General features: G+C 58.8%; 30 protein-coding genes and 2 tRNA genes. 16 read left to right on the forward strand and 16 right to left on the reverse strand.

The window, feature by feature from the left end:
- Window positions 1-7: 7 nt before the first annotated feature.
- The 5 genes from BLW80_RS14435 to BLW80_RS14445 all read right to left on the reverse strand — a co-directional run bounded on the left by BLW80_RS14435 (window position 8) and on the right by BLW80_RS14445 (window position 3,802).
- On the reverse strand, window positions 8-418 hold the full coding sequence (locus BLW80_RS14435; protein WP_093758497.1) for a response regulator: 411 nt from the start codon (window positions 416-418) through the stop codon (window positions 8-10).
- A gap of 721 nt (window positions 419-1,139) precedes the next feature.
- Window positions 1,140-1,637 (reverse strand): DnaA N-terminal domain-containing protein, encoded by a 498-nt coding sequence (locus BLW80_RS14440; protein WP_093758498.1) that lies wholly within the window; start codon window positions 1,635-1,637, stop codon window positions 1,140-1,142.
- Complete coding sequence (locus tag BLW80_RS29895) at window positions 1,634-2,338, reverse strand: helix-turn-helix domain-containing protein (RefSeq protein WP_139285831.1); 705 nt, start codon at window positions 2,336-2,338, stop codon at window positions 1,634-1,636. The genes BLW80_RS14440 and BLW80_RS29895 overlap by 4 nt, the downstream gene beginning before the upstream one ends.
- 283 nt (window positions 2,339-2,621) lie before the next feature.
- The gene (locus tag BLW80_RS29900) at window positions 2,622-2,945 is read right to left on the reverse strand and encodes a hypothetical protein (RefSeq protein WP_139285832.1); all 324 of its coding nucleotides are present in this window, start codon (window positions 2,943-2,945) and stop codon (window positions 2,622-2,624) included.
- A 782-nt stretch (window positions 2,946-3,727) separates the two neighbouring features.
- Window positions 3,728-3,802: transfer RNA gene (locus BLW80_RS14445), tRNA-Glu, on the reverse strand.
- A 329-nt stretch (window positions 3,803-4,131) separates the two neighbouring features.
- Between BLW80_RS14445 and BLW80_RS14450 the strand changes: the two genes are divergently transcribed.
- Both BLW80_RS14450 and BLW80_RS30300 read left to right on the forward strand, forming a co-directional pair.
- Window positions 4,132-4,386, forward strand: a complete 255-nt coding sequence (locus tag BLW80_RS14450; protein WP_068736534.1) for a PilZ domain-containing protein — start codon at window positions 4,132-4,134, stop codon at window positions 4,384-4,386.
- A gap of 12 nt (window positions 4,387-4,398) precedes the next feature.
- The gene (locus BLW80_RS30300; RefSeq protein WP_093758499.1) at window positions 4,399-4,551 is read left to right on the forward strand and encodes a hypothetical protein; all 153 of its coding nucleotides are present in this window, start codon (window positions 4,399-4,401) and stop codon (window positions 4,549-4,551) included.
- A 21-nt stretch (window positions 4,552-4,572) separates the two neighbouring features.
- Here BLW80_RS30300 and BLW80_RS14460 read toward each other — a convergent pair whose 3' ends face one another.
- From BLW80_RS14460 to BLW80_RS14475, 4 genes are all read right to left on the reverse strand, one after another.
- Window positions 4,573-5,220 carry a glutathione S-transferase family protein gene (locus BLW80_RS14460; RefSeq protein ID WP_093758500.1) on the reverse strand — a complete coding sequence of 216 codons (648 nt, stop codon included), beginning with the start codon at window positions 5,218-5,220 and terminating at the stop codon, window positions 4,573-4,575.
- Between the two features lie 330 nt (window positions 5,221-5,550).
- Complete coding sequence (locus BLW80_RS14465; RefSeq protein WP_093758501.1) at window positions 5,551-6,000, reverse strand: VOC family protein; 450 nt, start codon at window positions 5,998-6,000, stop codon at window positions 5,551-5,553.
- Between the two features lie 138 nt (window positions 6,001-6,138).
- Window positions 6,139-6,306, reverse strand: a complete 168-nt coding sequence (locus BLW80_RS14470; protein WP_244528237.1) for a hypothetical protein — start codon at window positions 6,304-6,306, stop codon at window positions 6,139-6,141.
- A gap of 163 nt (window positions 6,307-6,469) precedes the next feature.
- Window positions 6,470-6,994, reverse strand: coding sequence for a PAS domain-containing protein (locus BLW80_RS14475; RefSeq protein WP_093758503.1), 525 nt, complete (start codon window positions 6,992-6,994; stop codon window positions 6,470-6,472).
- A 161-nt stretch (window positions 6,995-7,155) separates the two neighbouring features.
- Between BLW80_RS14475 and BLW80_RS30925 the strand changes: the two genes are divergently transcribed.
- The 3 genes from BLW80_RS30925 to BLW80_RS14490 all read left to right on the forward strand — a co-directional run bounded on the left by BLW80_RS30925 (window position 7,156) and on the right by BLW80_RS14490 (window position 8,193).
- The gene (locus BLW80_RS30925; RefSeq protein ID WP_283805494.1) at window positions 7,156-7,281 is read left to right on the forward strand and encodes a hypothetical protein; all 126 of its coding nucleotides are present in this window, start codon (window positions 7,156-7,158) and stop codon (window positions 7,279-7,281) included.
- Between the two features lie 206 nt (window positions 7,282-7,487).
- Entirely contained in the window at window positions 7,488-7,673 is a 186-nt protein-coding gene (locus tag BLW80_RS14485) for a hypothetical protein (RefSeq protein WP_093758505.1), read from the forward strand.
- Between the two features lie 298 nt (window positions 7,674-7,971).
- Window positions 7,972-8,193 (forward strand): hypothetical protein, encoded by a 222-nt coding sequence (locus BLW80_RS14490; protein ID WP_139285833.1) that lies wholly within the window; start codon window positions 7,972-7,974, stop codon window positions 8,191-8,193.
- Window positions 8,194-8,223: 30 nt separating this feature from the next.
- Here the strand turns inward: BLW80_RS14490 and BLW80_RS30305 are convergent, their stop codons facing one another.
- A complete protein-coding gene (locus BLW80_RS30305) occupies window positions 8,224-8,391 on the reverse strand; it encodes a hypothetical protein (RefSeq protein WP_170849665.1) in 168 nt (55 codons plus the stop codon).
- 255 nt (window positions 8,392-8,646) lie between these two features.
- Here BLW80_RS30305 and BLW80_RS14495 point away from each other — a divergent pair, with 255 nt between their 5' ends.
- Complete coding sequence (locus BLW80_RS14495; RefSeq protein ID WP_081422012.1) at window positions 8,647-8,820, forward strand: DUF3606 domain-containing protein; 174 nt, start codon at window positions 8,647-8,649, stop codon at window positions 8,818-8,820.
- An 80-nt stretch (window positions 8,821-8,900) separates the two neighbouring features.
- On the opposite strand, the gene BLW80_RS14500 is transcribed toward BLW80_RS14495, so the two are convergent.
- A complete protein-coding gene (locus BLW80_RS14500) occupies window positions 8,901-9,266 on the reverse strand; it encodes a PRC-barrel domain-containing protein (protein ID WP_093758507.1) in 366 nt (121 codons plus the stop codon).
- Between the two features lie 96 nt (window positions 9,267-9,362).
- Window positions 9,363-9,608 (reverse strand): hypothetical protein, encoded by a 246-nt coding sequence (locus BLW80_RS14505; protein ID WP_081422011.1) that lies wholly within the window; start codon window positions 9,606-9,608, stop codon window positions 9,363-9,365.
- Between the two features lie 255 nt (window positions 9,609-9,863).
- Here BLW80_RS14505 and BLW80_RS30310 point away from each other — a divergent pair, with 255 nt between their 5' ends.
- Both BLW80_RS30310 and BLW80_RS14515 read left to right on the forward strand, forming a co-directional pair.
- Window positions 9,864-10,079 carry a hypothetical protein gene (locus tag BLW80_RS30310; protein ID WP_170849666.1) on the forward strand — a complete coding sequence of 72 codons (216 nt, stop codon included), beginning with the start codon at window positions 9,864-9,866 and terminating at the stop codon, window positions 10,077-10,079.
- Window positions 10,076-10,402: a hypothetical protein gene (locus BLW80_RS14515; protein WP_093758509.1), complete on the forward strand. Its 327-nt coding sequence runs from the start codon at window positions 10,076-10,078 to the stop codon at window positions 10,400-10,402. Before BLW80_RS30310 ends, BLW80_RS14515 begins: the two co-directional genes overlap by 4 nt.
- Window positions 10,403-10,526: 124 nt before the next feature.
- On the opposite strand, the gene BLW80_RS14520 is transcribed toward BLW80_RS14515, so the two are convergent.
- Complete coding sequence (locus BLW80_RS14520) at window positions 10,527-10,823, reverse strand: hypothetical protein (RefSeq protein WP_093758510.1); 297 nt, start codon at window positions 10,821-10,823, stop codon at window positions 10,527-10,529.
- A gap of 112 nt (window positions 10,824-10,935) precedes the next feature.
- Complete coding sequence (locus BLW80_RS30315; protein WP_158550333.1) at window positions 10,936-11,103, reverse strand: hypothetical protein; 168 nt, start codon at window positions 11,101-11,103, stop codon at window positions 10,936-10,938.
- Window positions 11,104-11,386: 283 nt separating this feature from the next.
- Here BLW80_RS30315 and BLW80_RS14530 point away from each other — a divergent pair, with 283 nt between their 5' ends.
- From BLW80_RS14530 to BLW80_RS14540, 3 genes are all read left to right on the forward strand, one after another.
- The gene (locus BLW80_RS14530) at window positions 11,387-11,593 is read left to right on the forward strand and encodes a hypothetical protein (protein ID WP_089264246.1); all 207 of its coding nucleotides are present in this window, start codon (window positions 11,387-11,389) and stop codon (window positions 11,591-11,593) included.
- 4 nt (window positions 11,594-11,597) lie between these two features.
- Window positions 11,598-12,002 carry a DUF6719 family protein gene (locus BLW80_RS29905; protein ID WP_139285834.1) on the forward strand — a complete coding sequence of 135 codons (405 nt, stop codon included), beginning with the start codon at window positions 11,598-11,600 and terminating at the stop codon, window positions 12,000-12,002.
- 116 nt (window positions 12,003-12,118) lie between these two features.
- Entirely contained in the window at window positions 12,119-12,316 is a 198-nt protein-coding gene (locus tag BLW80_RS14540) for a DUF3606 domain-containing protein (RefSeq protein WP_093758513.1), read from the forward strand.
- A 107-nt stretch (window positions 12,317-12,423) separates the two neighbouring features.
- Here the strand turns inward: BLW80_RS14540 and BLW80_RS14545 are convergent, their stop codons facing one another.
- Window positions 12,424-12,897 carry a hypothetical protein gene (locus BLW80_RS14545; RefSeq protein WP_093758514.1) on the reverse strand — a complete coding sequence of 158 codons (474 nt, stop codon included), beginning with the start codon at window positions 12,895-12,897 and terminating at the stop codon, window positions 12,424-12,426.
- Window positions 12,898-13,050: 153 nt separating this feature from the next.
- Between BLW80_RS14545 and BLW80_RS14550 the strand changes: the two genes are divergently transcribed.
- From BLW80_RS14550 to BLW80_RS14570, 5 genes are all read left to right on the forward strand, one after another.
- The gene (locus tag BLW80_RS14550) at window positions 13,051-13,290 is read left to right on the forward strand and encodes a hypothetical protein (RefSeq protein WP_093758515.1); all 240 of its coding nucleotides are present in this window, start codon (window positions 13,051-13,053) and stop codon (window positions 13,288-13,290) included.
- Between the two features lie 177 nt (window positions 13,291-13,467).
- Complete coding sequence (locus BLW80_RS14555; protein ID WP_093758516.1) at window positions 13,468-13,782, forward strand: H-NS histone family protein; 315 nt, start codon at window positions 13,468-13,470, stop codon at window positions 13,780-13,782.
- Between the two features lie 104 nt (window positions 13,783-13,886).
- Entirely contained in the window at window positions 13,887-14,648 is a 762-nt protein-coding gene (locus BLW80_RS14560) for an SIR2 family NAD-dependent protein deacylase (protein WP_089264251.1), read from the forward strand.
- A 193-nt stretch (window positions 14,649-14,841) separates the two neighbouring features.
- The gene (locus tag BLW80_RS14565; protein ID WP_170849667.1) at window positions 14,842-15,501 is read left to right on the forward strand and encodes a cold-shock protein; all 660 of its coding nucleotides are present in this window, start codon (window positions 14,842-14,844) and stop codon (window positions 15,499-15,501) included.
- Window positions 15,502-15,665: 164 nt separating this feature from the next.
- On the forward strand, window positions 15,666-16,145 hold the full coding sequence (locus BLW80_RS14570; protein ID WP_093758517.1) for a DUF192 domain-containing protein: 480 nt from the start codon (window positions 15,666-15,668) through the stop codon (window positions 16,143-16,145).
- A gap of 21 nt (window positions 16,146-16,166) precedes the next feature.
- On the opposite strand, the gene BLW80_RS14575 is transcribed toward BLW80_RS14570, so the two are convergent.
- Window positions 16,167-16,243 (reverse strand) — tRNA-Pro (locus BLW80_RS14575).
- Between the last annotated feature and the right edge of the window lie 39 nt (window positions 16,244-16,282).

The raw sequence follows: 16,282 nt of genomic DNA on the forward strand, positions 1-16,282 counted from the left end.
GGACCTCTCATCGTTCTTTCTGCCTATTAAGGATAGGGCGCAACGTCGCGAGAAGTGTTTCCGCTCTCACAGGTTTCGTCAGAATGGCCTCGGCCTTGCCGGGAGGTAGCGAGACGGTCGAGTAACCTGTGACGACGAGAACGGGAATACAAAGTTCGTGCAGGCGATCAATCAAGTCGTTAGACCGTTCGCCGTCTCGGAGATTGATATCGATGATGCCTACGTCGGGAGTATCTTCGGCAATCAGGCGCTCGGCGTCGGCTATGGTAGCAGCTGGACCGGATACATCCGCTCCCAATAAGCGAAGCAGTCGTTTCATAGCATTGCCGAGTTGCCAAGAGTCTTCAACCAATAGGATATGCGTGCCTTTCAGTTCCGACGATCCGCTTGCAATGGGTTGGTGACCGATCAGTGCCATGCTGGATCCCTGCGCAATGGTAAATGTTGTGACCTGTCTTCAGGCGGCCAGCATTCCACACGTCTCGTCATCGTTCAGAGCGTAATCCGCTTCGATGACGTTGTTGAAAGATGTCGTCGCCAGCGAAGCGTCGGGCACGGAGCGCGTTAAAGTCTCTTGTATCGCAATCGTCGGGATCAGGCCGCCGTTCTGGCAGAATATGTCAGCCTGGAGCCCGACGTTCCAGCTATTGTTCGTGAATGCGCTCTAGGCGTCAGCGCCTGCATGGGTGGCGGCCGCGCACCGCACCAGGCGCATCCGAGTCACGTCACGGTCACGAACAAGAGAAGCGGGCGATCGGCCCGAGCCCGGATCACGGACCGGGGGCAGTTTATCAAGGGGCGCTGCATTTATCTGTCTCGAGCAGCCGCCAGCGCAAATCGGCTGGCGGCATCGCCAACGTGACCGTTCTGCGGGAGGTCACGGGAGGCTCGGTCAGAGTTATACGTGGAAACACACGTGTGAATGCGTGCACGCGTGTACCGCTTGCGAGGTAATCTACTGACAAAATGCTAGGGGCTGCGACCCCGTGTAACACGAAAAACCGGGCATACGGTCCCTACACCGGGGGGGGCGTCTGCGCAACATGCTAGCAGGCTCTGTCCAGTCGCGCGATGCGGGAGCGGTGGAAGCCCACGTTCGACATCAGAAGGGGTGTGGAACCGACCAGCTCGCTGATGCGCTAGCACTCACGTTCCGCCCAATCGCCTACTTCGTCAGCGCACGTCGGTCGCTGCGGATCAGGTGGGGCAGGACGAACCACCACCCGCATGACGGTTGACTTTTCCGCTTGCCACGCATCGAGCAGCGTCAGACCGAACTGAGCATTGACGTGGTCAGCGATGAAGCTGGTCGGTGCAGTCAGCGTGACAACATCCGCCCTCTCGCCTTGGAAATTCAGCTTCGCGATCCACGCGCGGCACACCTCATCGCCAAGCCTCTTCCGTAGACGCGCCACCACTGCGGCCAGCAGTGGATGCATGTCCGGCCGATGGAAAGGATTGGGTTGAGTGGCGGGCGCCGCGTCTGACTGGGCCGGGTTGGATGAGCGCACGGCATCGTCGATGACGTGCACGAAACCCTTGATCAACTTCGCCAAGAACTTCGCATCGGCATCATCGACCTTGTGAAGGGTGTCTGCCAGGCGCGATAGTCGATCCATTGAAATGCTACCCTTCATGCCGGTGTCCGACTCATCAATTCGAGACGCACCCTTGCGAGGCTTTCTTCGGAAAGGCTGCCAGATCGCTGTTGTGCGGTCAGTTGGTCCAACCGGCTTGGAGCGAGTTCGCCGAGCAATTCCCAGCCAAGGGCAACGTCACCGCGACCCAGACGGCCAGCAATTTGAGACTGCAGCGCCTCAGATCGGACAGGAGGCGGTGTTGAAGGAGGTCGCGCGCGTGCAGCAGTAGAGCTCTCGGTATAAGAAGAAGGTTTAGTATAATCAGTATTTAGTATCTTCATTCCTTTATATGCAGCCGCCCTAGCCGGCGCCGGGTCGGCCGGAGCCGGGTATTCAGGCTGCGGTGGAAATGCCACAGCGTGTCTTGCAATATCGCCTGCGTCATCATCGGCGTCCGTCACGGGTGCGGGCTTGTCACGGATCACATACTCGAGGGCGACGAACGAACCATTTTCATTGCGGATCGTTTCGCGCGTGACGTAACCGGCAGCAATCAGGGTGCGAAAGATTCGCTGCATGCGATCCTTGCCAACACCCATGACGCGTCCGACCTGCGACAGATGCACACTCCAATTCGGAGGTCGTGACAGCAGATATCCCAGGACGCCTTTTTCATCGACGCCGATCCTGCCGTCTTCCCAGATCGAATTTGGAAACGACGCGTAGCGGGAACTGTGCTTTCTTCTGATTATAGTCATCGACGCTCGTTCCGATTGAGCAGTTTTTGGGATTTCCGGCCGTTGCGTGACGCATTCAGAGGCGGCGCCCGTAATAGGGGCCGCGACGTCCACGCAGGAATGACCGAGAAGCGTGGAACAGAGCCCACACACCATGCTCTAGAAACGCGAAAGCCCGGCGATGAGCCGGGCTTGAGCGAAATGCATTTTGTTTCGCCAAGCTCATGGAGCCTTGGCGTTGCGCCTGGATCTTTATCTGATCCACGTTGACCTGTCCTTCGTACCGGTCGGCACGTCTTCCAGCTCAACCTGACTCTCTTCCAGTTGGAAAAGGCGTCTCGCGCGAGAATGCGTGGATGAAAATACTGAGTCCGTCCTTCGTGTCAACGCTGTTGATAGCAGCAGCTGAACGACATGCGGGATCAGCACGCTTCACAATGAAGTTGCATTCTGCAGGAGAATTCACGGCGCGCTTCGCGCGTCTCATTGCCTCCGCGAGGCCGATGAGTGCGCCGAAGCCGTATGGCTCCTCACGATCCGTTCCGACATCCGTGGGATGTAAGACCGGATAGATCTGCTCCTCGGTGACGATGACCGGTTGCAGGCGTCCGAGGTCGGATGAAAACACTGATTCGGCGCTTTTTGTCGAGCGCCGTAATACCTAAAGGTTCATTTGCAGATTGCCGTCATGCGCATCGAAAGGGCCGCCCGAGATGCTCGCTAATGAATGAATTTTTGCAGCGCTAATCCTGGCCGGAGAAAAGAATTGTTCAATTGAGGAACATTTCTTGGAGCGATAGCGAGCGATATCGGCCGAAACTGTTCCGGGAGGAGTTTTATTGCGTGAATCCGGGCAGGGGTGGCGGTTCAGTAGTGTGCTCCGTTCTAAGCTGCAAACCAATGCGGCCTGTCACCTCTGCGGGAAAGCAAAAGGCCCGGCACGATCGCCGGGGTTTTTGCGATACTGCTTGGGGTACTTCACCGATTTTGCAGAGAATCGGTTTGCTCCAATCCACCATCTGCGAGACTCGCTTTCGAAGAAGAGCAACGAGAAGAGGCGCACGGATCATCCCGGTCAGCCGTTCCCTCGGACCTTAGAGAAGGGCAATTATGACAGGCCGTTGTCGTACTTCGAATAACGCGAAGAACTGATCGGGGGTGCAGGAACTGCGCGGCCATCGCCACCCTGCATTACGACAAGATCGGCTTTTACCCGTTCCGCAACGGAACAGGTAATTTAGGAAATGAGGGCGGCGAGCTGCGACCCGGCCGTCACTCGACCATAATAGACCCACGTGAACAAGGCGAGAACAAAGTTCGCTGAAAACGTCCAACAAAACGTCCAACATGGCAAACGGGCGTCGGCTGCGTGCTTGATTTTGTTGGTGAATTTCTTAGGAACAAGAGCTTTGGCGCTCCCTAGCGGAATCGAACCGCTCTCTCCACCGTGAAAGGGTGGCGTCCTAACCGATAGACGAAGGGAGCAAAAAACCCCGGCCGATCCAGCGGCCCGAAATCAGGCCAAGGATACCGCGGTTCTGCACGGCTATTTCTAAAATCGCCGCAACATCAAAGCTTTAGAGCTGATCTATCGCGGGCGGCACCGACCGAAAGCAAATCAGTTTGGTGCCAGCGGCCGAACGTATAGTGACGTTTGTTCAGGTCGGCAAGTGGGCGGTGAGGGATCAGGTGGATGATCCCCATGCGCGGCGCACGGACCTTGTGCACAGGACATTTCGAACTCTTCTGCACCTCTCAACGGTTCTTAAAGCATGCGGGCTTAAGGCTCTCTCCCGGGGGCGTGGAGTGATGCGATGGCAGTGACGAAAAAACGCGACACACGCCGGTCCGTACACCAGGCCGCATGGATCACGCTGGACGGTGGATTCGCGGCCCGGCAATGCAATGTACTGGATCTCTCGACTTCCGGCGCGAAAGTCGTCGTCGACGATCCCACGTCGGTCCCCAACAAGATGAAGCTGGCCTTCTCGCGCGACGCACGCACCGGGCGTATGTGTGAAGTGGTCTGGCGCCGCGGCAAGACGCTGGGCGTTCGCTTCATCGCGTAGGGCCCCACGATCGTGCGCCCCGATATCGTCATTCCCGTGTTGATGGGCTGCGCGCTGCTGTGGTGGATCGGCCGTGGCATGAACTGGACCATGCGCCTGGTCGTGGCCGGGATCACGCTGGTGGTGATCATGGGCATCCTGCTGCTCGAACGTTCGTTGAACTAACGTTCAAGCGAACGCCTGCGCTCAGGAGAGCGGCGGCGCGACATAGGTCTGGAAGCCAGGCCGTGCCGAGATCACCTGATACCAATGTTGCAGATGCGGAAATGCAGGGCGCGTGACACCCTCGACGCCGAACCAGCGCCGCGCGTAGCAACCGATGGCGATATCGGCGAGGCTGAAATCGTCGCCTTCCATCCAGGTCTGACGGGAGAGCTGCCGGTCGACCATCTCCCACAGCGCCGCATTGGCGTCCGCGGCTTTCTGCAGCGCGGCCATATCGCGGTCGGCGACGGGCGTCCGCACCAGTCCCCAAAACAACGGGCGCTCGGCCGGCTGCAATGTCGTCAGTGTCCAGTCGAGCCAGCGCTCCATCCCGGCGCGCACTTTTGGCGTGGATGGGTAGAGGGGCGATGTAGCGCCATAGGCCAGGGCGATATAGCGCATGATGGAATTGGATTCCCACAGCACGAAATCGCCTTGCACCAAGGTGGGTACGCGGCCGTTGGGATTCATCGCCAGATAGTCGGCCTCGCTGTTGCGGCCAAATTGCATGCCGGCATCGATGCGCTCATAGGCGACGTCGAGTTCATGGCAGCACCACAGAACCTTTTGCACATTGACCGAATTGGCGCGGCCCCAGATCTGCAGGGATGGAGTGGGAGTCTGTGGCACGATGAACCTCGCTGGCGAATAAGCGCCGCAGGTTTAGCCAGCAACGCGCCGCCATCGCAAGGCCGGTCTGGTGCCGACCTCTCACAAAGGAGCGAGCCCGCAAACAAAACAGGCCCCGCGTGAGCGAGGCCTGTTCATGGGTTCAGCTTGGGAGGCGTCAGCGACCGAAGAAGAGCCACAGCAGAATGATCACCGGAATCGGTACACCCAGCAGCCAGAGCAGAATTCCACGTCCCATTGTCTCAGCCTCCATGAAATCAGTATCGCATCAACAACGCGGCACTGCTCATGGCGTTCCACCGCTGCACCTGCAGCGATGCGTTTTGTGAGTTACCAATGTCCGGTGTTGGGCATTGATGACCACGGCTCCTGCGGCGGCAGTGCGTCGCCTTTCTGCAGAAGCTCGATGGAGTGCAGATCGGGCGAGCGCACGAAGGCCATCTGGCCATCGCGCGGCGGACGATTGATGGTGATGCCGAGCTTCATCAACCGGTCGCAGGTCGCATAGATGTCGTCGACTTCGTAAGCGAGATGGCCGAAATAGCGATCCTCGCCGTATTTCTCTTCGTCCCAGTTGTAAGTGAGTTCGACCAGCGGCGCGCCGCGTCCCTTGGTCTTGGCAAGCAACGCCTCGTCTTCGGCGGCGCACAAGAACACCAGAGTGAATTTCGCCTTGTCGTTGTCGACCCGGCGGACTTCCTTGAGCTCGAGCGCATCGGCATAGAATTTCAGGGCCGCATCCAGATTGCGGACGCGCAGCATGGTGTGAAGGTAGCGCATTGGGATTGTCTCCATGGGATCGACACAAGCGTGCAACCACTAGGGCAGCGGCGCTTGCCATAGCAGCTAAACAAGACAAATGGCAGATGTCGTCTTGAGAAAGAGGGCGCACCATCTGAATTGTGAAGAGCGTTGCCCTCAGGCGCTGACATCCACGATGGCGGGCGTATCGATTTCCCGCTTGTGCCAGACGGTCAAATCCTTGCGCGGCTTCACCCACGCATATTCGTCACCGTTTTTTTGCAAATGCTGAATGGCCGCCACATGGGCGTCATCGGCGCTCTTGGCTTCCACGACGATCTCCACGGATTCCTCGACGGAGCGAACGACGACGACGCTAAAAAATTTCCTTGCCATGCGGGCATAACCGGCAGCGCAAGGCTACGTTCCCGGCGACGATGTATTAAGCCGTGACCGCAGCATTTTATCGGCAACGCTGTCGTAAAGGGCAATCTCGAACCGTGCGGGATTAGGTCGGGACGATGCTGAAATGATGGTCATCGATCTTCTCCCGCGTGATGTCGACGATGGCGCCGGGAAACCGAACCGCCTTGCCCGACGAATCGAGCGTGCACTTGCCGCGCGCATAGACCCAATGCGTGTCGCCGTGAGAGACGACGCGATATTCACGGGAGAACACCTGACCGGTCGTCAGTGCGCGATTGATAGCGGCGGCGACATCATCGATGTCGTCTGGATGAATGGCATCCAGCCAGTCTTGTAATGGCGTGCCCCGCGAGGCCAAATCCGCATTGACGCCGAACAGACGGGCGAATTTGCTGTCTGCATAGACGCGGTCATTGGCGATGTCCCAGTCCCAGGTGCCGACCAATCGATCCTGGATACTGGAATCGCCTTCATGATGACGCACGCCGCTCTGGGCGGCTTCGAGCGAAGCCATCCGCAGGATCTGCGCGAGAACTGTCTGATGGCTCGCCTGCGCCGAGATGGCGAGCTCCCTGCAGATCTCCGAGATGGGCCGACCGACAATCATCACCGCTCCCGGAACTTATTGGCCAACTGATCGTAATATTGCGTATATTGATGGGCATTCAATTCAACGTACAGGGAAAAGGTTCCGAAACCTTTCTGTACAACTTGGGAGTGTTACTCGTGTGGCGGTTTGGAAGGGCTTCGGACGAGGAGGCCTTAAAAATGGTTGTGACTTACCTCACGATTAACGAGCCGGAGCGCCGTCGCGAAATATTCGAACTCGCTGAGAAGTATGCGAAGGAGACCTGCGCTCCCCCGATCTCGCAGGACAACGTCGATAAGAAGTAACATGCCGAGGAAGTAACGAACCAGGCAGCAACGCTTCACGATGCGGCCTGTAGTTTAGTTTGATCGCGGGAGCGCCGAAATTAACAGTCCACAACGGCTTCGTTAAAATCCGAGCGGCCAAGTAACCTTCATCGGTTAGGTTAAAACCAGAGTATGATTGCGCGGAAATAAGAGTGAGCTATTCATTCCCCATCGAGGGAGTGACCATGTCCGCTTCGTTTCACAATGCCGACAAGCCGACGCATCGACGGGTGATGCTGGTAGGATTTTTGTTCTGCACAGCCTTTGTCGCCGTGAGCTTCTTTGCACGGCCGCAGCCGACAACCGACCATGTCCTGCTGAAAGCCGACAAGCTCACTCGCACCGCCGGCCAGCCCGTGGCTGCCAACTAGCCAAGCAAACCGTCAACGCTGGCTTGGCGTGGTGTTTGGGGTGAAGGGTACGATCACGCGTACGGGCTCTGGCAATGTGGGTCGCTCATAGGCGACATGCTGGGCGCCTTTATCGGCAACAGCGGGTGTCGGCTTGAGGAGCCACGGTACGAAGGCGATCATTCCGCAGACAAGCGCGACCGCGCTGAGCAGGAATACACCATTATCTTCTTCTCTCGGTCCCATGCCATGGAAACACCGCACTGCAGCGTTCGTTCCAATGAGCTATGCGACCGCATGCAAGCGGCGAGGGAAGACCATGAGAATTGTCGCTGTTGGACTGCTGATCGCTGTCATCCCGCTGCAGGCCTTCGCTGCGGCGTCGAAGAAGCCAGTGGCAACGAAGCAGAGCATGACGCCGGCACCACGAAAAGCAGATCCGTGTAAGCAATACGGCGCCGGCTTCGTCCAGGTTGAGGGGACGTCGACCTGCATCAGGGTCGGCGGGAGCGTCGGCATTGGTGGGGGTGTTTCGCACTAGAGCGTGGATCGCCGCGGACTGCTGGCTACCTCAGACCTTCTTGTCGAGCTCGACCGGCGCCTCCGGCGGCTCGTGATGGTCGTCATAGGCCCGTTTCGCCTGCAACTGGTCCCATGCCCCCGTGCGCAATGACAGCCGACCGTAAGGCGGCGGGTTCGGCCTCAGTTCGACGGTTTGAACGACAAGGGCTGTGGACATCATCTCCCATAATGCCGCGGGTGCGATTGGGTTCTCCGAGCTCTGGAAGTGCAGTTAAAGCCGGGTTGGCGGAATCTCCGGCATTTGAACAATTGCTTGTGTGGCAGGTGAGCGGCGCCCGGAACAACTCACGATCGTGCATGTTTTGCACTCACCAAACGGCATATGGGACACCTTGCGTGGACGAAGATTTCAATGACGCCGGCGAGCAGCTCGCCATGTACATCAACCAGTTAATTGAAGAGGCCGACGACGATGGACGACCGGAAGAACAAGGGTCAGCCGGATCGCAGCAAGATCAACATGCACGAGGCGCATGAGGTGAAATACTGGACCCATCAGCTCGGCGTTTCCCGCGAGCAGCTGCAGGCGGCGGTGGAGAAAGTTGGCAATGCGGCTGCGGCAGTGCGCAAGGAACTGGCGCACTAGAGCCGATGCATCGGACTGGGTGAACAAACAAGAACGGCACCCGATTGGGTGCCGTTCTGCTGTGTGGTATATCCCGGGCGTCAGATGCTCATGGGAACGCCGTAGTAATCGTTCACCGCGCGGGCCCGCGATGTGTCAGCCCAATTCCAACTATTGTCGTTGCCATATTTGGGAGCGTTCTCCAGCTGCTGCTGCGTTACGCCAGTGCGATAACCGCCCAGTGCGGTATCATATTTCAGCGACTGCCATGGCAGGGGATAGTGATCGTCGCCGATGCCGAGAAAGCCGCCAAAGCTGAGCACAGCGTAGGACACCCGGCCACTCTTCTTGTCGATCATCACGCGCTCGATTGAACCGATCTTCTGGTCGTCAGCGCCGAACACTGCGGTGCCTTCGACCTTGTCGCTGCCAATCAGGTTACCTTGTTCACTTGCTTCGATGGGCATGTAGAGCCTCCCTTTTGGTTGTGTCTGGCCAACAGGTAAAAGGGAGAAACGTTCCTACGTCGTTGCCCTGCAAATGTTCTGGGACGTCCAGCGTTGTCAGCGACTGGCCACGAGACGCAGGCGCGGCTTCAGCGTATTTTGCAAGTCGTCAGCAAGCTTGAGGACCCGCGGATCGCTGGAGCGGGCTGCGCAGGTTGAGAACTGATTGACTGAGCGGACAAGAGCCTCGCGTTCCTCGCGCGTACGCGTGACATGCGGACTCGACAGGCGCAGCACCATCTGGCCAAGGCCGACGAGCAATTCATCGAGCGCCTTGTCGATCTTTGCGATCTGTTCAATCATCGCCATTACTCCACTGCTCGCACGCGTGTCCGTGCGACACCACGTACATTCATGGAGAGGAAAGCGTCGGCTTTGCGAGCCGTTCCGATAACCGGCCCCTCATGGTGAATGAAACGTGAAGGCGGTATGGGGCGCGTTAAGGCTTCACCCCGAGCTAATCGGCGCCTTGTCGCGGGGGAGCGTAGCCAAGCGACGCGTATAGGGTGACGGTTTCATTTTGCGATGCGTCACGGGAATCATCTTGTCGCGTCCGTTGTGTTCATCGAAAGCGCGAAGCCGCTCTCTGATGAATTCGGGGTGCGCCGCGTGAAAGGCCTGAAGCTGGCGGGCGAGCTGCGCACGGCGATAGCGAATGGGCATCATGACGCACCTCCGGTCTGGAACCCGAGCGGTGAAATCTTACAGGCCCTGAAACCAACAAAAAAGCTTGGCGTTATTTGGCCGGTGGTGAACAGAAAGGGTATCACATGAAAAAGGCAGCATTGATCCTGGCCACTGTCGCAGCCATCGGCACGACCGCCGTTACGGCGCCTGCTGAAGCGCGCGGATGGGGTAGAGGTTGGGGACCGGGTCCCGCAATCGGCTTTGGTATTGCCGCAGGTGCGCTGGCCGCGGGGGCCTATGGTGCGTACGGGCCGTACGGATACGGATATGGCCCACGCTATTATGGCTACGGTCCCGGCTACGGCTATTACCGACCGCGCTATTACCGTCCGGCTTACTATGGCGGTTACTATGGTCCCGGCCCCTATGCCTATGGCCTGCGTTACTATCGCAGCTATGGCTATTGGTAGGGCCGAACACGGCCCGGAGCATTGCTTCGGGCCTATTGCGCTGCACGCGCGTGACGCGCATTCAATAAAAAGCCCGCCAGAAATGGCGGGCTTTTTATTGGTCGCTGCTGCGAGCAGATCGTAGCTAGTGCCGTACACGGCGCTCCTGACGGGGTGTCACGAACTCGTTCCAGTCGGTTGCCCGTACCTTTTCGATCGTGGTCTCGTAATAGTCTTCACGTTCGCGCTGAAACTTCGCCTGTTTCTCGCGAAATTCTGCCACCCGGCGTTCCATGTCGGCGCGTGCCGCTGAAATTCTTTCTTCGTTCATTCTCTTCTCTTCGTTTCGCTCCCCAAGGAGAGCATCGATGCCGAATGCGGCATCAATCCGATCTTTGCAAGGCAACCAGTGGATAAGTCGCAGCGCGCGACGCTCACGCAAGCTGAGATCTCCCGCGCCGAATCACCGGCAAAACAAAACCTCGCATCACCGCTGTGAAGCGAGGTTGGATATTCCAGCGCAGACGTAACGCCGCCGACGCCAAAGGGTTCCGTTATTCAGCACTCTCCAACGCGAGCGCCTGTTCGAAATCCCGCATCCGCGCGTTGACCCAGTCTTCGTCCTGACAACTCAACAGCAGCATTTCTCGTTCTGCCTTGCGGCAGAATTCCGGATCCGGATCGATGCTTTTCCAAAGGTCGATACGTGCCTGCAAATCCATGTCAGTCTCCCTGTTCTCCAGCCGCGTATGCCCCGCCAACCCGGCGGTTCCTGTGACGTCCCGATAAAACATTGGCGAATGATGTTCGCTATTTGTTCTAGTTCAGGTCAGCCATTCTGTCCATCGGGATCTCGCTGCGGCAGATTGGAATACACGGAAATTCTGCAGGGGAATGGTGCGATCCGGGGCTCCCGATTTTGATCGCGATGGAGAGTGTCATCGTCATCGGTTATAAGGCCGCTCGATCGGGGCCTTTTGCTTCGGCGTCTGTCAGGAGAGCTGCATGAGCAAGCAGGCAATGCGCGAAGAGGCCGAGCGTCTGATCCGCGAGACCATGGAGCGCAAGGCGCTGGTGGTGAAGCAGGGCGACACACGGATTATGACGACCTGCGGCAAGTGCGGCGCGGCGAACAAGGTCTCGGCGCCAAAGGGCGTCGCGCGGGTGTCTTTCACCTGCAAGGAGTGCGGTCACGAGCAGGTCACGCTCTGACCCTATGCTGAGACCGGAAATCGGCGCGAAAATTGCTTTGTGTTTCGCGGTGGTCGGGGCAATAGTTGCGGTAACGGCTCGGGGAGAGCTGACTGCAAAAATTGAAGGGCGTGAACGATTACCCTTGGACCGGTGCGTATTTGCTGTGTTGGGGACGACCATGCGTTTTTGGGTTTTGGGGACTTTCGGAATTTCTCTGGTGGCGTTGGCCACACCTTCCGCCGCTCAGTCCATTCGGACAGCTGAACCGCTCATTCTGGCGCCTTACGAGAGCGCGCTGGTCCAGGACGGGTCATGTGCGGCCGGCAAGATCTTGAAGGTCACCGGCGCCATTCGCGGCCTGCGCCGCAAAAAGCTTTGCATCCCGCTCAATGAGATCCAGGCCTCGCTGGGCTCGGTGGTTCAGTAGCCGCTCGCGGCAAGGCTTGCTTTGGCTGGACGACTTTCCGAGATCGCATCAATCGCCTGTTAACGTTGGAGCGAGCGCTCGCTTGGGCTGTGCGGGCGACGTGTTACCCTGCCGGCATGATCAGTCTCGTCCCAGTCGCCGTCGTCCTGGCGTCCGAACGCGGCGTCCGGCCGGCGCCGGTGATCGATTCCAGTGATGCTTCCCAACGCGACTATTGGGCCTATCGGCTGAGCGTCTCGCCGACCGAATTGAACGCCGCGATCGAAAAGGTCGGCTCGTCGGTTGCCGCCGTGCGGCGACACCTCGGCAAATAACCCGAACCGACAGACCGTCTCCTCACGTTGAAGCCCGCAAGGCGAAAGCCCCGCCGGGGGAGGACGGGGCTTTCTGAAAACAGAGCATCGGGGAAACTGCTCCGGCTTTACAACCGGTCGCGCCCGGAATCGTTCCGCAGCGTTGTTCGGATACGCGTCTGCATGGCTTCGTAGTAGACGTCGCGCTCATGGATCATCTGGGCCTGGCGAGCCTTGAACGAAGCAACGCGCTTGAGGATCTCGGCCCGCTCGGATGGGCCCGAATAAAGCGGATCTCTCCGGGCAGGAGATGGTGTGTTGGTTGGACCTGCAACAGGAAGGTCCTGCGAACTACGCTCCGAGGTTTCAATTGCCGCGTTCGCCGCATGTACAATCAATGTAGGGGCCGTCAAGCGATCGGCGCCCGCGATGGCGGGCGAGGTGACGGTTTCCGTTGGATCGGATGCGTGCGACGGCGCGTGGCTCGGCGGTTGCCAGATGTTCAGTCGCTGGGCCGCGACCGGATGCGCGGCGGCGACCTCCTGTACGAATGCGAGCGTCTGCGCGACCAGTCGGTCACGCTCTTCTTTCCAAGATGCCATGACGCGTTTCCCCAATCCCGCATCCATTCTCTGCGAAGCGTGAGCTCGACGTCAATTGAATTGCATCCATCATGATGTCTTCGGTGGATGATCCCGCTGCCGCGCTTGCGGCGCATGGGCGTTACCGCTAGTTCGGAACAAACGGAGATTTCCATGGCCAAGATCGATCTGGACTCACTGAGCATCGAGGAACTTGCTGCACTGCGCGATCATGCATCCGACAAGCTGGCAGAAAAAGTTGCTGCGCGTCAGGCTGAGCTCGAAGCCGAGCTGGATAAGCTCGCGCAGTACGGCAAGTCCGTGAAGAAGTCTCAGGCAACGCCGGTGGCAAAGCCGAAGAAGGACGATCTGCCGAAGAGCGAGCTCTCCGCCGATGTCTCGCGGGCTGCATAAAGATTTCGCAAATCGGTATTTAATTACTTAAGGGCGGAGCTCATTTCAGCTTCGCCCCGATATTTGATTTTGATGTGGTGTTTTGACACCGCCCGCATTTCATTTAATTGACGCACGCTGGCGCGTATTTTGCGCGCCTTGGGAAGGAGTGCGGACGCATTTGATCGGAGCTTGTTTATGCCGGCCCTTGATATCAAGTCTCTTTCGGTTCCCGAACTCCTCGCATTGCGGGAGGATATCGACAAGCAACTGCAAGCCCACCGTGCCGAATTGCAGGCGCAACTCGCACAGATCAGAAGCGTCGATGGCAAAACCAGCCGCGTCAAAGGCATCAAGGTTCCGGCGAAGTATCGCCATCCCAAAACGGGAGAGACCTGGACCGGGCGCGGCGGTGTTGCGGGCTGGCTCGCGAAGGAGATCGCCGCCGGTCACAAGCGGGAAGACTTTTTGATCGACAAGCCCGCCAGGAATGGACGCGCCAAAGCGAAATAGATCCTGGAAACGTGGCGACGAAGCAAAACATGCGTTGATCCCGGCATGGCACCGGATCCCGGTCTGCGGCATTGTCGTCGGATCACTTCCTCTCGGACCTTCCAATGATTGCAACTGACCTTCGCACTGGCGTGGATCGTCTTGGCGAGATGATCGCCGAAGCCAGAACCATCGTGCCGTTCACCGGCGCGGGGATCTCGACCGAAACGGGCATTCCCGATTTCCGTTCGCCTGGTGGCTTGTGGACCCGTAACCGGCCAATTCCGTTCGACGAGTTCGTCGCCAGTCAGGATGCGCGCGATGAAGCCTGGCGCCGGCGCTTTGCGATGGAAGAGACATTCGCTGCGGCCAAGCCTGGTCGCGGGCATCGCGCACTCGCCTCGCTCTACAAGGCTGGCAAGATTCCTGCTGTGATCACCCAAAACATCGACAACCTGCATCAAGCGTCCGGCTTCAAGGCTGACGCTGTGATCGAGCTGCACGGCAATACGACCTATGCGCGCTGCATCGGTTGCGCGAGGCGCTATGAGCTCGATTGGGTGAAGAGCAGATTCGATTCCGAAAGACAGGCGCCAGACTGCACGGTATGCGGCGAGCCCGTGAAGGCTGCGACGATCTCATTCGGTCAGGCGATGCCTGAAGATGAGATGCGTCGCGCAGCTGAGCTATCGCAGCACTGCGATCTGTTCATTGCGATTGGATCGTCGCTCGTCGTGTGGCCCGCAGCGGGATTCCCGATGATGGCGAAACATGCCGGTGCACGCCTTGTTATCATCAACAATGAGGCGACCGAGCAGGACGATCACGCTGACCTTGTCATTCGCCATGATATCGGCGAAACGCTCGGACCATTCGTCGGAAATTGATGCGCATCTGATTCGTTTGAGCGCAAGCTGTTCATAGCTGTCACTGTGTTCGTTTTTTGTCTTTGCTGATCAGGCGACAGTGTTATCTTCGAATCGAAAGATTCGCACCGCGCCATCGTGAATTAGCTTCGATGGGGCATGTGAGATGGCGCTGACAGGGCTGACAGCGCAAATGATAGTGGGATCCGGGGCCATGGGGTCGGACGCATTTGAGTCCAAGCGGTTGGGGGGACTGATTCCCGGAGCGGGTGGTCCGCGACCAGGGAATGAGCTTTCAGGCAACGCAAGCCGCGACGCACTCGACCCCTTTGCGGGTGTCGGCGAAGGCAACGCCGTCGATCTCGTCGAGATCAGCGGTGTTATCAAGTGGTTCGATGCTTCCAAGGGTTATGGCTTCATCATTCCTGACAATGGCGCAGCCGACGTGCTCCTGCATGTGACCGTGCTTCGCCGCGACGGCTACCAGACGGCCTATGAAGGTGCCCGTGTGGTCGTTGAATGCACCCAGCGGTCCAAGGGCTATCAGGCTTTCCGCGTTGTTTCGATGGACGAGTCGACTGCCATCCATCCCGCGCAGATGTTGCCGCCGCGCACTCATGTCAGCGTGACGCCTACCAGTGGCCTCGAGCGGGCGCAGGTGAAGTGGTTCAACCGGCTGCGTGGCTTCGGCTTCCTCAGCTGCGGCGAAGGCACGCCGGATATCTTCGTCCACATGGAAACCCTGCGCCGCTTCGGCATGACCGAGCTGCGTCCCGGCCAGTATGTGCTGGTGCGCTTTGGGCCCGGCTCCAAGGGCATGATGGCTGCCGAGATCCAGCCCGAAGGGGGTACGCCGGGTCTTTCGTCGCACTAAGCCGTCTACGGTTTTCCAAGTTTCTTGCGGGTTTCCTGCCAGCCTTACCGTCCGAGGGCCATCACGCGGCTGTGCATCACGACCGTCTGGCGCTGGCACGCGTCGTCAGGCTAGGGTCGCGCCGCCCGGCGTCGTGACCGGGCTCTTTGCGTGGATTGCCCTTCATGAGTCTGTTTCGCTTCGCCGCCCGCTGCCGCCTCTCGATGCTGGCGGTGATCGCCGCTCTGGCCCTTGTCGGCCCTTACAAGCCAGCCGCAGCCGCCGAATTCCAGCCGCTCGAAATCGTCACCAAGTCAGGTGTGCGGATGTTCTCCGTCGAAATCGCCAAGACCGACGAGGAGCGGGCGACCGGTCTGATGTACCGCAAGGAGCTCGCGGACGGCCGCGGCATGCTGTTCGACTTCACGCCGGAGCAGCAGGTCTCCATGTGGATGAAGAACACCTTCGTTTCGCTCGACATGGTCTTCATTACCGGCGACGGCCGGGTGCTCCGGATCGCGGAGAATACCGAGCCACAATCCCTCAAGATCATTTCATCGGGAGGCCCCGCACGGGCTGTTCTCGAAGTGGTCGCAGGCACCGCCAAAAAATATGGAATCGCGCCCGGGGACCAGGTGGTCCATCCGCTGTTCAAGAAGCGCTAAGTCATTGAATATAATGGGGGATGGTCGGGGCACTAGGATTCGAACCTAGGACCTGCGGTACCCAAAACCGCCGCGCTACCAGGCTGCGCTATACCCCGACGATGCGGTGTCGATACACGCTTAGGCCGGGGGCAGCA

Source organism: Tardiphaga sp. OK245, assembly GCF_900108575.1.
GTDB classification, from domain to species: domain Bacteria; phylum Pseudomonadota; class Alphaproteobacteria; order Rhizobiales; family Xanthobacteraceae; genus Tardiphaga; species Tardiphaga robiniae.

Coding starts and splice junctions, on each gene's coding strand:
- BLW80_RS14435 (WP_093758497.1), bottom strand. CDS start 418: ATGGCACTGATCGGTCACCAACCCATTGCAAGCGGATCGTCGGAACTG.
- BLW80_RS14440 (WP_093758498.1), bottom strand. CDS start 1,637: ATGAAGGGTAGCATTTCAATGGATCGACTATCGCGCCTGGCAGACACC.
- BLW80_RS29895 (WP_139285831.1), bottom strand. CDS start 2,338: ATGACTATAATCAGAAGAAAGCACAGTTCCCGCTACGCGTCGTTTCCA.
- BLW80_RS14450 (WP_068736534.1), top strand. CDS start 4,132: ATGGCAGTGACGAAAAAACGCGACACACGCCGGTCCGTACACCAGGCC.
- BLW80_RS14465 (WP_093758501.1), bottom strand. CDS start 6,000: ATGCGCTACCTTCACACCATGCTGCGCGTCCGCAATCTGGATGCGGCC.
- BLW80_RS14475 (WP_093758503.1), bottom strand. CDS start 6,994: ATGATTGTCGGTCGGCCCATCTCGGAGATCTGCAGGGAGCTCGCCATC.
- BLW80_RS30925 (WP_283805494.1), top strand. CDS start 7,156: ATGGTTGTGACTTACCTCACGATTAACGAGCCGGAGCGCCGTCGCGAA.
- BLW80_RS14485 (WP_093758505.1), top strand. CDS start 7,488: ATGTCCGCTTCGTTTCACAATGCCGACAAGCCGACGCATCGACGGGTG.
- BLW80_RS14490 (WP_139285833.1), top strand. CDS start 7,972: ATGAGAATTGTCGCTGTTGGACTGCTGATCGCTGTCATCCCGCTGCAG.
- BLW80_RS30305 (WP_170849665.1), bottom strand. CDS start 8,391: ATGTCCACAGCCCTTGTCGTTCAAACCGTCGAACTGAGGCCGAACCCG.
- BLW80_RS14495 (WP_081422012.1), top strand. CDS start 8,647: ATGGACGACCGGAAGAACAAGGGTCAGCCGGATCGCAGCAAGATCAAC.
- BLW80_RS14500 (WP_093758507.1), bottom strand. CDS start 9,266: ATGCCCATCGAAGCAAGTGAACAAGGTAACCTGATTGGCAGCGACAAG.
- BLW80_RS14505 (WP_081422011.1), bottom strand. CDS start 9,608: ATGATTGAACAGATCGCAAAGATCGACAAGGCGCTCGATGAATTGCTC.
- BLW80_RS14515 (WP_093758509.1), top strand. CDS start 10,076: ATGAAAAAGGCAGCATTGATCCTGGCCACTGTCGCAGCCATCGGCACG.
- BLW80_RS30315 (WP_158550333.1), bottom strand. CDS start 11,103: ATGGATTTGCAGGCACGTATCGACCTTTGGAAAAGCATCGATCCGGAT.
- BLW80_RS14530 (WP_089264246.1), top strand. CDS start 11,387: ATGAGCAAGCAGGCAATGCGCGAAGAGGCCGAGCGTCTGATCCGCGAG.
- BLW80_RS29905 (WP_139285834.1), top strand. CDS start 11,598: ATGCTGAGACCGGAAATCGGCGCGAAAATTGCTTTGTGTTTCGCGGTG.
- BLW80_RS14540 (WP_093758513.1), top strand. CDS start 12,119: ATGATCAGTCTCGTCCCAGTCGCCGTCGTCCTGGCGTCCGAACGCGGC.
- BLW80_RS14545 (WP_093758514.1), bottom strand. CDS start 12,897: ATGGCATCTTGGAAAGAAGAGCGTGACCGACTGGTCGCGCAGACGCTC.
- BLW80_RS14550 (WP_093758515.1), top strand. CDS start 13,051: ATGGCCAAGATCGATCTGGACTCACTGAGCATCGAGGAACTTGCTGCA.
- BLW80_RS14555 (WP_093758516.1), top strand. CDS start 13,468: ATGCCGGCCCTTGATATCAAGTCTCTTTCGGTTCCCGAACTCCTCGCA.
- BLW80_RS14560 (WP_089264251.1), top strand. CDS start 13,887: ATGATTGCAACTGACCTTCGCACTGGCGTGGATCGTCTTGGCGAGATG.
- BLW80_RS14565 (WP_170849667.1), top strand. CDS start 14,842: ATGGGGTCGGACGCATTTGAGTCCAAGCGGTTGGGGGGACTGATTCCC.
- BLW80_RS14570 (WP_093758517.1), top strand. CDS start 15,666: ATGAGTCTGTTTCGCTTCGCCGCCCGCTGCCGCCTCTCGATGCTGGCG.